The following is a 14,528-nucleotide window of genomic DNA, read 5'->3' as shown; positions in this document are numbered from 1 at the left end:
GAAAGGGGATTCAGGGAGGTACTATTAATGGAAGTTATTGTTGTAAAAACTCAAGAAGAAGGCGCATTAGCTGCTTTTGAGATTTTTAAACGCGCACACGGCGAAGGAGCGCAAGTGTTTGGACTAGCGACAGGCTCAAGTCCAATTGGGTTATATGAATTACTAAGAAATAGCGATTTAGATTTCTCAGATCGTATCTCAGTGAACTTAGACGAATATGTTGGATTGGCACCAACGGATGAACATAGCTATCATTATTTCATGAAAGAGCAATTATTCGATGCAAAACCATTTAAACATAGCTATTTACCAGACGGATTGGCCGAAGATGTCGATGCAGAAGTTGTTCGCTATGAACGCATTCTTCAAGAAAATCCGGTTGACCTACAATTATTAGGAATTGGAAGTAACGCGCATATCGGATTCAACGAACCAGGTACACCGTTCACACAACGCACACATAAGGTTCATTTAACAGAATCAACCATTGAAGCGAACAAACGCTTTTTCGAAAAAGAAGAAGATGTGCCACGCTACGCTTATTCAATGGGATTACAATCGATTATGGATGCTAAAGAAATCGTGTTAATTGCATTCGGACCTAAGAAAATCCATGCGATTAAAGGATTAGTGGAAGGTCCTATCACAGAGGAAGTTCCTGCAAGTATCTTGCAAAACCATCCGAAAGTGACCGTCATTTGTGATGAAGCAGCTGCAGCATTATTAACAAAATAAAGAGTTTGAAAGGGCGTCTTCCGGGCAACGGAAGGCGCCTTTTTGCGCTTTTAAAAGAGAGATAATCAGCTGATTTAAGCGTGTAAAGGCTTGTTTTCAAAAATTTTCTGAAAAATTTTTTGTAAACCTAAAAAAACACTTGACGAAATTATTTTTTTAGGGTAACCTAATAAATGTAGAATCTACATAAATTGAGGGGATGAATTCATTGATTACGATTAAAAATGTTGGGGTATCGTATGCGATGCAACCACATGTTTTAAAAGATTGTAATGCAACCATTGAAGGACCAACCATTACTGGGATTATTGGGCCCAATGGTGCAGGTAAATCAACATTATTAAAAGCAATATTAGGACTTATTCAATCGTCAGGAGAAATTCTGATTGATGGAGAACCCGCAAAAAAAGTATTACAGAAAATCGCCTATGTCGAACAAAAAAGCCAGATTGACTTTACATTTCCAATCACCATTCGTGAGTGCGTTGCTTTAGGAAGAACCGTTAAAAAGAAACCATTGCAACGATTGACGAAAGAAGATTGGGAAAAAGTTGATACAGCCATTGAAGAAGTTGGATTAACGGATTTAGCATCTCGCCAAATCGGGGCTCTTTCTGGCGGTCAATTCCAACGTGTACTATTAGCGCGTTGCATGGTTCAAGAAGCACAATATATTTTCCTTGATGAACCATTTGTAGGGATTGATATGCTTAGTGAGAAAGTCATTATGACAATTCTCCGTAAATGGAAAGAGGAAGGGAAGACTATTTTAATGGTCAACCATGACTTATCGAAGGTGAAAGAATACTTTGACCAGGTGATTCTTGTTAAACACGCGATTGTAGCCTCTGGAAAAACAGAAGACGTATTCATTAAGAAATACTTAGATGATGTATACGGCGGAAGTGTCTATATTCCACAAGGAGGTGAGCAACATGCATAATTTCATTGAAGGGTTAATGGAATTCCATTTCCTACAAAATGCGCTTGTTTCAGCAGTCGTGATTGGTGCGGTTGCCGGAATTTTAGGATGCTTCATCATTCTAAGAGGGATGTCATTAATGGGGGACGCTATCTCTCACGCGGTATTACCGGGTGTAGCGTTGTCGTTTATTTTAGGCATTAACTTCTTTATTGGAGCCCTGGTGTTCGGGTTATTAGCATCGTTCCTTATTGCATTTGTGAATCAAAATAGTACTATCAAAGGCGATACTGCTATCGGGATTACCTTTAGTTCGTTTTTGGCATTGGGAATTATTTTGATTAGTGTGGCGAAGAGTTCAACAGACTTATTCCATATTTTATTCGGGAATATTTTAGCCGTACAAGATATTGATTTACTCATTACATTGGTGGTGAGCGTGATTGTAGTCGTCGTTATTTTAGCGTATTTTAAAGAATTACAAGTAACGAGCTTTGATCCAGTCTTTGCTCAATCTACAGGGATGAACGTACAATTTTACCACTACTTATTGATGTTCCTCTTGGCGCTTGTATCAATTACCGCGATGCAAAGTGTCGGGACAGTTATGATTGTGGCACTATTAATCACCCCTGCAGCAACAGCGTATTTATATTCAAATCGTCTGAAAACAATGCTCATTTTAGCCGCAACATTTGGCTCACTGTCATCCGTATTAGGATTGGTTATTGGATATACGTTTAACATCGCTATTGGATCAACCATCGTATTAACAGCAGCAGCACTTTTTGTCGTAAGTTTTATCGTTTCACCAAAACAAAGAGAAAGAAGGAAATCTCATGAATAGAATGAAGAAACTCTTTGTAGCAGCACTTGTTGTATTAGGAATTGCAGGATGCGCTACAAGTAAAGATACAAGTAAAGATAATAGTTCAAAGGCAAATACTGAAAAAATCAATGTGGTGACAACCAACTCTATTATTTATGATATGACAAAAAATATCGCCGGTGATTTAGTGAACTTACATAGTATTGTTCCAGTAGGACAAGACCCACACGAGTATGAACCATTACCAGAAGATGTTCAAAAGGTACAAAAAGCAGACTTGATTTTCTATAATGGAATCAACTTAGAAAACGGTGGGGACGCTTGGTTCACAAAGATGGTGAATAATGCGAAGAAAGAAGCGAATAAAGATTACTTTGCAGTGAGTGATGGCGTAGAAGTGATTTACTTAGAAGGCCAAAGTGAAGCTGGAAAAGAAGACCCTCACGCATGGTTAAACATCGAAAACGGGGTTATTTATGCGAAGAACATTGCAAAACAATTAATCGCAAAAGATCCAAAGAACAAAGAAACATACGAAAAGAATTTAGCAGCATATGTTGAAAAACTAGAAGCATTAGATAAAGATGCTAAACAACGTATCGCGAAAATCCCTGAAGAAAAACGTTTAATCGTAACAAGTGAAGGTTGCTTCAAGTACTTCTCTAAAGCATACGATATTCCATCAGCGTACATCTGGGAAATCAACACAGAAGAAGAAGGAACTCCAGAACAAATCACGAAATTAGTTCGTCAATTACGTGCATCAAAAGTTCCATCATTATTCGTAGAAAGTAGTGTGGATGACCGTCCAATGAAGACTGTTTCTCAAGAAACTGGTCTACCAATCTTCTCAACAATCTTCACTGACTCTATTGCAGAAGCAGGAAAAGATGGAGACAGCTACTACAGCATGATGAAATGGAACCTAGATAAAATTATCGAAGGTTTAAGCAAATAGTGAATCGGGGCTCCTGGGAAACCGGGAGCTCTTTTGTTTTGAGTTTTGAATGAGAATAACAAACAGCGAGGTGAAGAAGAATGAATAAATTTTTAAAAGGGATGTTTATCGTATTAATCATTGCGATGACAGGAGCAATGATTTTCCAAATTTTCTTTCCAGAGGTGATGGGTTCACACTCGGGATACGGAGTTGCAGTCGGTTGGCAAAGGGAAATCGGATTTTGGAATCTAGCCGTCCTTATGATTTTGATTGCTGTAAATGTGAAGTATGATTGGTTTTATTTGCGAGTGGTATTGGCAGCACTGATGGTTGGAGGAATTGGCATTGGAACCAATCATTTGTTAACGTATTTAGCTCAGGCTTCTTCAGTAAATCTCGTTGGAGCCATTGAAAACTACCTTCTTGTTGTAGGATGGGCAGTTGGTTGGTATCTTCAAGACAAAATGGAAAAGATGAATCCGTAGGGTTTATCTTTTTTTATGCAAATTTACACTCACTAGTTGACAAGCGAAAAGAATGGGTCTAAAATACAAAACAACTTAAGAACATAAATTCATTGACAAAGAGAGTACAGAATTTTGGAGTCGCAAGCGAGATGAGGTAGAGTGGAAGCTCATTGGATAAGAAATTCTGGAAGCGCACTTTGTAGAAAAGATGGGGAAATCGAGTAGCCATCTTCGCAGAAATCTGCGTTAACAAGGAAAAGGATCGGGAAGCAATTCCCCGTCAAAATAGAGTGGTACCACGACAGACATCGTCTCTTATGCTATTTGCATAAGAGGCGTTTTTATTTTATAAGGAGGTTTCAAATGAAGAAAATTATAGCGATGCTCATCGTGCTTGTCGGCTTTTTAGCTTCGTGCACGAATCAAGTAACAACAGAAAATAGTACAGGGTCAGCGGTATTAGACCGTATTTACAAAAAGCAAAAAATCGTCATCGGAACAACAGCGGACTACCCGCCGTTTGAATGGCATTATATTAACGACGGTAAAGACTCAGTCGTCGGAATTGATATTGATATCGCCAATGCCATTGGGGAAGCGCTTGGGGTAGAAGTTGAGATTCGAGAGATGGAATTTAACTTCTTGATTGCTGCGATGAAGTCTGGGAAAGTTGACCTCGTTCTTGCAGGGATTACGCCAACGGAAGAGCGGAGTAAGGAAGTGGCGTTCACGAATATTTACTACGATTCACATATGGTAGCGGTCGTGAAGAAAACGGATGCCGGTAAGTTCACGTCGCTAGATAGCTTCAATGGGGCAAATGTCGGAGCGCAAAAAGGAACCTCTCAAGAAGGAATTGTAAAAGACACATTGACAGGAGCAACACTCACGTCACAACCGAAAAATCCAACCTTGATTTTAGCGTTGCAACAAGGGAAACTCGATGCGGTGATTATGGATAATATTGCAGCGGATGAGTTTGTAAAGGCAAATTCGGATTTAACGGTTGCTTCGGTAGAAATTCCAAGTGAAGATGCTGGGACTGCAGCAGTGGCACAAAAAGGCAATGAAGTGTTTGTACAAAAAGTACAAGAAGTGCTCGACCAGTTAGAGTCTTCAGGAAAACTGAAAGAATCGATTATTCGCAATACGAATTTAATGTCAGAATAGAAAGAAGGAAAAAGAATGGAATTAATCATTAAATATTGGCCTCTGTTTCTCGAAGGGGCAACGACAACCGTGTTACTGTCATTCTTCTCTGTAATTGTCGGGGTTGGATGTGGAACGTTAATGGCACTCGCAAGACTCAGCTCGAACAAATTCTTGTCAAAAGCAGCGAAGGTCTATATCGACATTATTCGTGGAACGCCACTTCTTGTGCAATTGTACTTAGTGTATTTTGGACTCGCGACCGTCCTTGATTTAAACGACTTCGTTTCAGGAATCATTGCCGTGTCCGTTAATACGACAGCCTATATCGCTGAAATCATCCGTAGTGGGATTCAATCGGTGGATAAAGGGCAAATGGAAGCCGCTCGTTCAATGGGGATGCCAAAAAGAATGGCGATGCGTCAAATTATCTTGCCACAAGCGATGAAAAATATTTTACCGGCCATCGGGAATGAATTTGCGACCTTAATTAAAGAAACATCGATCGTCTCTTTAATTGGTATTCACGATTTAATGTACAGTTCGGATACGGTTCGTGGAGCAACCTTTACCGTATTTATACCACTGTTAATGACGGCGTTCTTATACTTCGTCATGACTACGACGATTGCATTCTTTATGGACAAACTAGAAAGGAAGTTACAAGCCAGTGATTAGAACAGAAGAGATTAAAAAACAATACGGCGACAAGCAAGTCTTAAACGGAATTTCCACTCATATTGAACAAGGGGAAGTGCTCGTGATTATCGGTCCTTCTGGATCAGGAAAATCGACTTTCTTACGTTGCTTAAACTTATTAGAAGAACCCACTAGCGGGAAGGTGTTCTTCAAAGACCAATGCATCAATGAAAAAGGAGTGGACCTCGATAGCGTGCGTCAACACTTAGGCATGGTATTCCAACACTTCAATTTATTCCCGCATTTAACCGTATTAGAAAATATCACCATTGGACCAATCCAATTGAAGAAAATCGACAAGGCGGTCGCAGAACAAAAAGCACACGAGCTTCTGGAGAAAATGGGTTTAGCCGATAAAGCGGATGTTTATCCAAACTCCTTATCTGGGGGACAAAAACAAAGAATCGCGATTGCGCGCTCCCTTGCGATGGAACCCGATGTGCTCTTATTCGATGAGCCAACGTCAGCGCTAGACCCAGAAATGGTCGGCGAAGTGCTAGGCGTGATGAAAGAACTCGCAGCAGGTGGCATGACCATGGTTGTCGTAACGCATGAAATGGGATTTGCCCGTGAAGTGGGAACGCGTTTAATCTTCATGGACGGTGGCGTGATTGTGGAAGAAGGCTATCCAAAAGAAGTCCTCGAGAATCCACAAATGGAGCGGACACAATCGTTCTTATCAAAAGTATTAATCTAATAGAAGAAAAGTCTTATTTGCGATGATGCGAATAAGGCTTTTTTGTGGGTTGAAAAAACGTAAACAAAATGCTAACATTATTACAAATTGTTAGTGAATTGTTTACGTTTTTAGGAGGTGAAAGAATGAATTCAAAACAAACAGAAATTATAGAGTATTTAAAAAGAAATAATGGCATCTTATCTTATCGTGAAGTGAAAGAAGCAGGATTAAGCTATCGAACCTATCGAAAAATGATTGAGCAAGAGGAACTTGAACCACTCGGGAAAGGTTTGTATGGGTTGGCAGAATACTATATGGATGACTGGTATTTAATTCAATTACGAAATCCAAAAGGAGTATATGCACTCGATACGGCATTGTGGTTACACGGATTGTCGCTAACGGTTCCTTTTGAAAAAACGATGATGTTCCCATACGGAGTGAATACTTCAACGATTAAGCAAGCACAAGAAGTGAAACCTGTTGTGACACGTACTAATTTTGATGTTGGTATTGTAGAAATTGAACGCCAAAAAGGGCAACAAATCCGTATATATGAAATAGAAAGGACTCTAGTAGAGTGTTTGCGTCCGGTATATAAAATGGATGTACAATTGATTGCACAAGCTTTCAAACTATATTTCCAAAAGTATTCAGTAAACTATCAAAAATTGATGTATTACGCAAAGCTCTTCAGAGTCACCGATAAAATATATTCATATATTGAGGTGCTATCGTGAAGTTCAAAAATGCTACGAGTCTTAAGAACAGAATATAAAAGATTGCGCAGGAGAAATAAGTTCAACAAAACTTTTTCATGACTAGCACATGATAAGTAACTTGCTGTCAAAACATTTTCAGAAAATAATCCTTGCAATGAATCTTGTGAGGTGCTACAATGTAAAACGTAAGAATTACGATTTAAGAAATGGAGACAGAATATATCATGAAAAAAACGACATTTATTGGATTATTATTGATGTTTGTACTGGTTGCCGTTGGATGTGCGCCAAGTAATTCAAATAGCAAAACACAATCAGGAAAGCTAAAAATTTCAACGACTTTCTTTCCGATTTACGATTTTACAAGAAACATTGTAGGGGATGAAGGAGACGTATCGCTTGTCATCGGTGCTGGAACAGAGCCACACGACTACGAGCTTTCTGCAAAAGAAATCGCAAAAATGAGCGAAGCAGATGCACTTGTTTATGATAGCGAGTATATGGAAACATGGATTCCTGCAGTTCTTAAGACTATCGAATCTGATAGCAAAGTCAAAGCAATCAGCGCAACTAAAGATATGGTACTTCTTCCTGGTGGAGAAGAGGAAGAACACGACCATGACCACGATGGCGAAGGCCACAGCCATGAATATGATCCACACGTATGGTTATCACCAGAGCGCGCGATTCAAATGGTTCAAAACATTACTAAGCAGCTAGCGGAAGCTTTCCCTGAGCGTAAAGAAGCTTTCGAGAAAAATGCTAAAGCCTACATCGAAAAATTAACAGCGTTGCATAAAGACTACACAAATGCATTTAAAGATGCCAAACAAAAGAACTTTGTAACTCAACATACAGCATTCCACTATTTAGCATTAGACTACGGCTTAAACCAAGTCGGAATCACTGGGATTTCACCAGAAGCTGAGCCAAGTGCTGCACGTTTAGCAGAATTAACAAAATACGTGAAAGAAAACGACATTAAGATTATTTACTTTGAAGAAAATGCTTCTGAGAAAATCGCGAAAACATTAGCGGAAGAAGCAGGCGTTGAGTTAGCCGTTTTAAATCCAATTGAATCTTTAACAAAAGAGGAAATGGATAAAGGTGAAGACTACATCTCTGTAATGCGCGAAAACCTTGAAGCGTTGAAGAAAACGACAGACCAACCAGGAAAAGACATCCAACCAGAACACGCAGAAGACGAAAAAACAGTCCACAAAGGCTACTTCGAAGACAGTGCTGTAAAAGATCGCACACTTTCTGATTACGCTGGCGAATGGCAATCCGTATATCCTTACTTAGTGGATGGCACTCTTGATCCAGTCTTTGACTACAAAGCAAAAATTGGCAAAAAGATGACAAAAGACGAGTACAAAGCATACTACACAACAGGATATAAAACAGATATTAAAAATATCAATATCACGGATACTACAATGGAGTTCCAAAAAGAGGATGGAACAACTGCTAAAGCGGAATACAAATATGTAGGATATAAAATCCTAACATACAAAAAAGGAAACCGCGGCGTCCGCTTCTTATTCGAAGCGGTGAACCCAGTAGAAGGCGCTCCTAAATACGTTCAATTCAGCGACCACAACATCGCTCCAGTGAAAGCAGAACACTTCCACATCTTTATGGGCAATGAAAGCCAAGAAAAACTATTCGAAGAAATGGACAATTGGCCAACATACTACCCATCAAACTTGACAGGGTTGGAAATTGCACAAGAGATGGTTGCTCACTAAAAAACAGGATGTGAGAAAAGGCGTTCATAGGCGATGACGGTTCGCAGTTTAGCCGTAAGCGGTCTGTAAGACCGTGCGGACTAAACTCGAAAGGCTTGAGCCTATGCCTTTTCGAACTCAACTACACAGGATACGAGACCGAACGCTCAGAAATGGAACGTTGGACTGGAACACCGGAAGGAACGTGCAACGTTCTGCGGATGTTTCAGGAAACGCACGCCATTTCTGTGAGGTCGAGTTCAACTTCACAGGATGGCAGAAAGACAGAAACTAAGAATGATTTCACAGTGTGAAGTCATTCTGTTTCGTAGTCTTTCGCCCGCAAAGTTTATTAGACTTTCTTGAATCACGAGTGATGAAAAGAAAGTCAATAAACCACTGCGTATAAATCGATGCAAATAAATCTATGCAGACACCAAAACAGGATTCAATATCGAATCCTGTTTTTTTGTTTACTCAAAATTAACTTATAAGTTAATTTTGATTTTTTAAACGATGTGCAATTATCATAAAAGATAATTATCATATATGATAATTTCAGCTTTTTTCACGAGAAAAAATAAGCACAAAACCCGCGCTATCATGCGAAAAAATATACTCTCAAAAAAGTGCATTTTTTAGGGGTTGATTTGTTGACTATTACTAAACTTAATGTATAATGGTCTTTGTGTTAGTAAACAATTAGTTTAAAAGGAGAAGACAATGGAAATCGGTCATCAACTGCGTGCCCTCCGTATTCAAAAGGGGTTAACGCAAGAAGAGTTAGCAGAGAGAACAGATTTGTCAAAGGGATATATCTCGCAATTGGAGAATGATTTGAGCTCACCATCAATGGATACGTTCTTTGATATTCTTGAAGTGTTGGGATGCCCTGCAGCGGACTTTTTCGATGAGGGGCCAGAAGAGGCGCTCACGATTTACCGCGAAGAGGATATGACGATGATGGAAGACGCCAAGCACCATACGATGGTCACATGGCTCAATCCAGACTCGAACGAGCATGAGATGGAACCCGTAATTCTAGAGTTTGCCGTTGGGGGAGCGTACAAGACGTTCCAACCGTCACTTGCAGAAACATTTGGGTATGTGCTCGAAGGTTCTATTCAGGTCAAAGTCGGTAAACAAGTTGAAGTAGTTTCCAAGGGAGAGTCCTTCTATTTTGAGGCGAAAGCCAAACACCAAATTAGCAACGCCGCTAAGACAACATCGAAAGTTTTAGTCGTGGCGACAGATTCATATTTATAATTAAGAAAGTTAGGTGCTAGCAATGTCAAACAACACAATTATCTCATTTGAGAATGTGAACAAATTTTATGAGGACACTCATGTTTTAAAAAATATCAACTTCGAAATCGAAAAAGGAAAATTCTATACATTACTAGGGCCTTCGGGATGCGGTAAAACAACAATCTTGCGTATCATTGCTGGATTCACAGATGTATCAAACGGAAAAGTGACTTTAAACGGGGCAGACGTTACTAACCTTCCACCAAACAAACGTAAAGTGAACACTGTTTTCCAAGACTACGCATTATTCCCACATATGAACGTATTCGAAAATATCGCGTTTGGATTACGCTTAAAGAAAACTCCAGAAAACATCATTAAAGAAAAAGTGGCAGACGCTTTAAAAATGGTGCAATTATCAGGCTACGAAAACCGTGAAATCTCACAAATGTCTGGTGGACAACAACAACGTGTGGCTATCGCCCGCGCGCTTGTCAATGAACCAGAAGTGCTACTACTTGATGAACCATTATCAGCATTAGACTTAAAACTTCGTACAGACATGCAATATGAACTTCGTGAATTGCAACAACGTTTAGGAATCACATTTATCTTCGTAACGCATGACCAAGAAGAAGCGTTAGCGATGAGTGATGAAATCTTCGTTATGAGTAAAGGAGAAATCTTTCAATCGGGAACGCCAGTAGATATTTACGACGAACCAATCAACCGTTTCGTTGCCGACTTTATCGGTGAAAGTAATATCGTTGACGGGGTTATGAAGGAAGACTACCTAGTAGAGTTCGTTGGAAAAGAATTCGAGTGTGCCGATGCCGGTATGCGTCCAAACGAAAAAGTTGAGATCGTGATTCGTCCAGAAGACTTAACGTTAACTTCTATCGAAAATGGAAAATTAACAGTTGAAGTGGACACGCAATTGTTCCGCGGAGTTCACTACGAAATCATCTGCTATGACGAAAATGGCAATGAATGGATGATTCACTCAACTCGTAAGGCAGAAGTTGGATCAAAAGTGGGCTTATACTTCGAACCACAAGATATCCACGTAATGCGTTTTGGAGAAAGTGAAGAAGACTTCGACGCTCGTTTAGAAAGCTACGAAGACGAGGTAGAAGAAAATGATTAAACAATCGCGTCTATTATTTTCCATTCCATACTTTATCTGGTTGTTATTATTCGTAGTAACGCCACTTGGAATGATTTTCTATAAATCATTCTTCGACATCAATGGTCAAGTAACGCTTGGAAACTACACGAACTATTTCGCGTCAGGAAACTACTTAGAAATGACATTCAACTCTGTGTGGTACGCATTTCTAGTAACACTTGTAACGCTATTCGTGAGTTATCCAACAGCACTTTTCCTAAGTCGTACAAAACATAAACAATTATGGCTTTTATTAATCATCTTACCAACATGGGTAAACCTACTATTAAAAGCCTATGCATTTATTGGAATCTTTAGCCAAACAGGAACAGTGAACAACTTCCTTTCATTATTCGGATTGGCGCCACAAGAATTCCTATTCACTGACTTCAGTTTCTTAACGGTAGCAGCGTATATCGAGTTACCATTTATGATTTTGCCAATCTTCAACTCTATCGAAGAGTTGCCAAGTTCACTCATTGCGGCAAGCCGCGACCTTGGGGCAACAAAATGGGATACGTTTAGACGCGTTATCTTCCCATTAACAATGAACGGAGTGCGCAGTGGAGTACAAGCCGTATTTATTCCATCACTCTCACTCTTCATGTTGACTCGTTTAATTGGAGGAAACCGCGTGATTACACTTGGTACAGCCGTTGAACAACATTTCTTAGTAACGCAAAACTGGGGAATGGGTTCTACAATCGGGGTTGTATTGATTGTAGCAATGATTATTTTAATGTTTATTACAAGAGACCGTAGAAAAGGAGGCGTATCAGAATGAAATTAGAAAATAATAGCAAGTGGACGAATCTCTACTTAGTTTTCGTATTCGTAGTTTTATACGCTCCGATTTTCTACTTGATTTTTTACTCATTTAACAGTGCTGGTAGCATGAACGGATTTGAGAGTTTCACACTCGACCACTATAAAGCCGTTCTTGCGGACACACGTTTAATCGGAATTGTACTCGATACATTAATTCTTGCACTCTTATCTTCTTTAATCGCGACAGCGATTGGAACACTTGGAGCTATCATGATCCATTACATCCGTTCAAACCGTCGCAAACAAGTATTATTAGGCTTTAACAATATTTTGATGGTATCGCCAGACGTTATCATCGGTGCCAGCCTTTTAATTCTCTTTACAGTGGTTGGATTCAAACTCGGCTTTATGTCGGTATTACTTGCGCACATCGCGTTTAACATTCCAATCGTTGTACTGATGGTTTTACCAAAATTATCAGAAATGAACCCATCGATGATTACAGCTGCTCGTGACTTAGGAGCAACAAGCTCACAAGTATTAACACGCATCGTTTTACCAGCAATTACACCAGGAATTCTAAGTGGATTCTTTATGGCATTTACGTATTCATTAGACGACTTCGCCGTGACATTCTTCGTAACAGGAAATGGATTCTCAACGATTGCCGTTGAAATCTACTCACGTGCGCGCCAAGGAATCAGCTTAGAAATCAATGCCTTAAGTACATTGATGTTCCTATTCTCATTATCACTCGTGATTGGATATTATTTCATTCAAAAATTCCAACAAAAACGATTGAATGGGAAGGCTTCAGAGAGTGACCTATTGAAAGGAGTCACACTATGAAGCGACTAACGATGTTAATCGGGACGATCGTAGTTTCTTGCCTAGTGTTGTTTGGAATGCGTAAGAATTTTGAAACAGCAACGGCAGGTGACCCTCAAACCATTATCGTATATAACTGGGGAGACTATATCGACCCAGAACTTATTACACAATTTGAGCAAGAAACAGGTTATAAAGTCATTTATGAAACGTTCGATTCAAACGAAGCCATGCTGACAAAAATTAAGCAAGGTGGAACGAACTATGACATCGCGATTCCAAGTGAGTACACCATCAACAAAATGGTACAAGAAAACCTACTAGAAAAACTGGATTACTCAAAAATCAAAGGGATGGAACATATCGACCCACGTTTCTTGCATCAATCCTTTGACCCAGAAAATACTTATAGCATCCCTTATTTCTGGGGAACGCTAGGAATTGTTTATAATAAGAAAGTTTATCCAGAAGGGTTTATCAGCGAGTGGCGCGATTTATGGAAAACGGATTTGAAAGATTCGATTCTCTTTATCGATGGCGCTCGTGAAATGATGGGGATTGCCTTACAAACTCAAGGGTATTCTCTCAATGAAAAAGACGAAACGATTGTTAAAGAAGCGGGTAAATTCTTGAAGACATTAATGCCAAACGCTAAAGCGATTATCGCCGATGAGATGAAGACGTATATGATTCAAGGAGAAGCTAACGTAGCCGTGACTTTCTCTGGGGAAGCTTCAAAAATGTTGAGTGAGAATGAAGATTTAGCTTATGTGGTTCCAAGCGAAGGAACGAACTTATGGTTTGATAATATCGTCATTCCAAAAACGGTTGGCAACAAAGAAGGCGCGTATGCGTTTATCAACTTCATGTTGCGTCCGGAAATCGCAGCGAAGAATGCTCAGTATGTTGGGTATGCAACGCCTAACAAGGATGCGCTAGCACTCTTGCCAGAAGAAATTACTTCGGATGAGAGCTTCTATCCGAGTGAGGAAGCGATGGAGAAGATGGAGGTTTACGACAATTTAGGAACCGACCTATTATCGCTTTACAACGACCTCTTTTTAGAAGCCAAGATCTTTAGAAACTAAGAAAAGTCGAGACACGCTCTCGGCTTTTTTTGTGCAAAAAAATGAATAAAGGAACTTCGTTCCTTTGAAATTCTGGTGCAGAGAAATAAGTTTAGGATATCAAATTAAGTATAAAAACTACGAACTCTCCTCGGATATCTTCATGATAGTGATAATAGCTGTACCGGTGTGAGCCTTACGTCTCATCACCTATCGAGCCTCAAAGTGACTCTAGGAAATAAATTTCCAGAGTCACTAATTCGCATCGATTACACTCGCTATTATTACTATCATAGAATCCGGGGAGTTCTCCGTTTTTATAGATGCATTGATGAATTAATTATTTCTAATGGCAGAATTTCAAAGTAACGAAGATTTTTTTGAAAAAAGGGAGAGTGTGTGGACTTTTGGAGTTCTACTTCTGAAAGAGGTGTTGGAAAGAGGAATAGGTCTTAGGGACGGCTAGAGGAACAGGGAGAGTGCTGAGACGGGTGCTAGGAGGATGATTGTGCTAATAAAAAAGCCCTCGTCCGATTGAAGTGCACCCCAAAAGTTAGACACAAAATCTAACTTTTGG

At 39.6% G+C, this 14,528-nt stretch carries 15 protein-coding genes and 1 other annotated feature; all 15 genes read left to right on the top strand.

Going from position 1 to position 14,528, the window contains the following annotated elements; all coding sequences use genetic code 11:
- The first annotated feature begins 27 nt into the window (after window positions 1–27).
- Window positions 28–735, top strand: a complete 708-nt coding sequence (locus ADH02_RS04095) for a glucosamine-6-phosphate deaminase (protein ID WP_048782796.1) — start codon at window positions 28–30, stop codon at window positions 733–735.
- A gap of 208 nt (window positions 736–943) precedes the next feature.
- Complete coding sequence (locus tag ADH02_RS04090) at window positions 944–1,678, top strand: metal ABC transporter ATP-binding protein (protein WP_048782795.1); 735 nt, start codon at window positions 944–946, stop codon at window positions 1,676–1,678.
- Window positions 1,671–2,504: a metal ABC transporter permease gene (locus ADH02_RS04085; protein ID WP_048782793.1), complete on the top strand. Its 834-nt coding sequence runs from the start codon at window positions 1,671–1,673 to the stop codon at window positions 2,502–2,504. Before ADH02_RS04090 ends, ADH02_RS04085 begins: the two co-directional genes overlap by 8 nt.
- Window positions 2,497–3,444: a metal ABC transporter substrate-binding protein gene (locus ADH02_RS04080; RefSeq protein WP_048782791.1), complete on the top strand. Its 948-nt coding sequence runs from the start codon at window positions 2,497–2,499 to the stop codon at window positions 3,442–3,444. The genes ADH02_RS04085 and ADH02_RS04080 overlap by 8 nt, the downstream gene beginning before the upstream one ends.
- 80 nt (window positions 3,445–3,524) lie before the next feature.
- Window positions 3,525–3,911, top strand: a complete 387-nt coding sequence (locus tag ADH02_RS04075) for a hypothetical protein (protein ID WP_048782790.1) — start codon at window positions 3,525–3,527, stop codon at window positions 3,909–3,911.
- 83 nt (window positions 3,912–3,994) lie between these two features.
- Window positions 3,995–4,212: a binding site (T-box leader), on the top strand.
- Window positions 4,213–4,256: 44 nt separating this feature from the next.
- Window positions 4,257–5,063 (top strand): transporter substrate-binding domain-containing protein, encoded by an 807-nt coding sequence (locus ADH02_RS04070; protein ID WP_048782788.1) that lies wholly within the window; start codon window positions 4,257–4,259, stop codon window positions 5,061–5,063.
- Between the two features lie 15 nt (window positions 5,064–5,078).
- On the top strand, window positions 5,079–5,720 hold the full coding sequence (locus ADH02_RS04065; protein ID WP_048782787.1) for an amino acid ABC transporter permease: 642 nt from the start codon (window positions 5,079–5,081) through the stop codon (window positions 5,718–5,720).
- A complete protein-coding gene (locus ADH02_RS04060) occupies window positions 5,713–6,438 on the top strand; it encodes an amino acid ABC transporter ATP-binding protein (RefSeq protein WP_048782786.1) in 726 nt (241 codons plus the stop codon). The genes ADH02_RS04065 and ADH02_RS04060 overlap by 8 nt, the downstream gene beginning before the upstream one ends.
- A 125-nt stretch (window positions 6,439–6,563) precedes the next feature.
- Entirely contained in the window at window positions 6,564–7,160 is a 597-nt protein-coding gene (locus ADH02_RS04055) for a type IV toxin-antitoxin system AbiEi family antitoxin domain-containing protein (protein ID WP_048782785.1), read from the top strand.
- A gap of 206 nt (window positions 7,161–7,366) precedes the next feature.
- The gene (locus ADH02_RS04050; RefSeq protein ID WP_048782783.1) at window positions 7,367–8,893 is read left to right on the top strand and encodes a metal ABC transporter solute-binding protein, Zn/Mn family; all 1,527 of its coding nucleotides are present in this window, start codon (window positions 7,367–7,369) and stop codon (window positions 8,891–8,893) included.
- A gap of 702 nt (window positions 8,894–9,595) precedes the next feature.
- On the top strand, window positions 9,596–10,138 hold the full coding sequence (locus ADH02_RS04045) for a helix-turn-helix domain-containing protein (RefSeq protein ID WP_048711699.1): 543 nt from the start codon (window positions 9,596–9,598) through the stop codon (window positions 10,136–10,138).
- A gap of 22 nt (window positions 10,139–10,160) precedes the next feature.
- The gene (locus tag ADH02_RS04040; protein WP_048782781.1) at window positions 10,161–11,267 is read left to right on the top strand and encodes an ABC transporter ATP-binding protein; all 1,107 of its coding nucleotides are present in this window, start codon (window positions 10,161–10,163) and stop codon (window positions 11,265–11,267) included.
- The gene (locus ADH02_RS04035; RefSeq protein WP_048782780.1) at window positions 11,260–12,072 is read left to right on the top strand and encodes an ABC transporter permease; all 813 of its coding nucleotides are present in this window, start codon (window positions 11,260–11,262) and stop codon (window positions 12,070–12,072) included. The genes ADH02_RS04040 and ADH02_RS04035 overlap by 8 nt, the downstream gene beginning before the upstream one ends.
- The gene (locus ADH02_RS04030) at window positions 12,069–12,905 is read left to right on the top strand and encodes an ABC transporter permease (protein ID WP_048782778.1); all 837 of its coding nucleotides are present in this window, start codon (window positions 12,069–12,071) and stop codon (window positions 12,903–12,905) included. The genes ADH02_RS04035 and ADH02_RS04030 overlap by 4 nt, the downstream gene beginning before the upstream one ends.
- A complete protein-coding gene (locus ADH02_RS04025; RefSeq protein ID WP_048782777.1) occupies window positions 12,902–13,972 on the top strand; it encodes an ABC transporter substrate-binding protein in 1,071 nt (356 codons plus the stop codon). The genes ADH02_RS04030 and ADH02_RS04025 overlap by 4 nt, the downstream gene beginning before the upstream one ends.
- Window positions 13,973–14,528: the final 556 nt, after the last annotated feature.

This window comes from Streptococcus sp. 263_SSPC (assembly GCF_001071995.1).
In the GTDB taxonomy this organism is placed as follows: Bacteria; Bacillota; Bacilli; order Lactobacillales; family Aerococcaceae; genus Granulicatella.
The sequence above is the reverse complement of the archived record's forward strand: the minus strand, read 5'-3'. Positions and strand labels throughout refer to the sequence as shown.

Bases quoted from the DNA above. Each gene is read 5' to 3' on its own strand.
- ADH02_RS04095 (WP_048782796.1), top strand. From the start codon at position 28: ATGGAAGTTATTGTTGTAAAAACTCAAGAAGAAGGCGCATTAGCTGCT.
- ADH02_RS04085 (WP_048782793.1), top strand. From the start codon at position 1,671: ATGCATAATTTCATTGAAGGGTTAATGGAATTCCATTTCCTACAAAAT.
- ADH02_RS04080 (WP_048782791.1), top strand. From the start codon at position 2,497: ATGAATAGAATGAAGAAACTCTTTGTAGCAGCACTTGTTGTATTAGGA.
- ADH02_RS04075 (WP_048782790.1), top strand. From the start codon at position 3,525: ATGAATAAATTTTTAAAAGGGATGTTTATCGTATTAATCATTGCGATG.
- ADH02_RS04070 (WP_048782788.1), top strand. From the start codon at position 4,257: ATGAAGAAAATTATAGCGATGCTCATCGTGCTTGTCGGCTTTTTAGCT.
- ADH02_RS04065 (WP_048782787.1), top strand. From the start codon at position 5,079: ATGGAATTAATCATTAAATATTGGCCTCTGTTTCTCGAAGGGGCAACG.
- ADH02_RS04055 (WP_048782785.1), top strand. From the start codon at position 6,564: ATGAATTCAAAACAAACAGAAATTATAGAGTATTTAAAAAGAAATAAT.
- ADH02_RS04050 (WP_048782783.1), top strand. From the start codon at position 7,367: ATGAAAAAAACGACATTTATTGGATTATTATTGATGTTTGTACTGGTT.
- ADH02_RS04045 (WP_048711699.1), top strand. From the start codon at position 9,596: ATGGAAATCGGTCATCAACTGCGTGCCCTCCGTATTCAAAAGGGGTTA.
- ADH02_RS04040 (WP_048782781.1), top strand. From the start codon at position 10,161: ATGTCAAACAACACAATTATCTCATTTGAGAATGTGAACAAATTTTAT.
- ADH02_RS04035 (WP_048782780.1), top strand. From the start codon at position 11,260: ATGATTAAACAATCGCGTCTATTATTTTCCATTCCATACTTTATCTGG.
- ADH02_RS04030 (WP_048782778.1), top strand. From the start codon at position 12,069: ATGAAATTAGAAAATAATAGCAAGTGGACGAATCTCTACTTAGTTTTC.
- ADH02_RS04025 (WP_048782777.1), top strand. From the start codon at position 12,902: ATGAAGCGACTAACGATGTTAATCGGGACGATCGTAGTTTCTTGCCTA.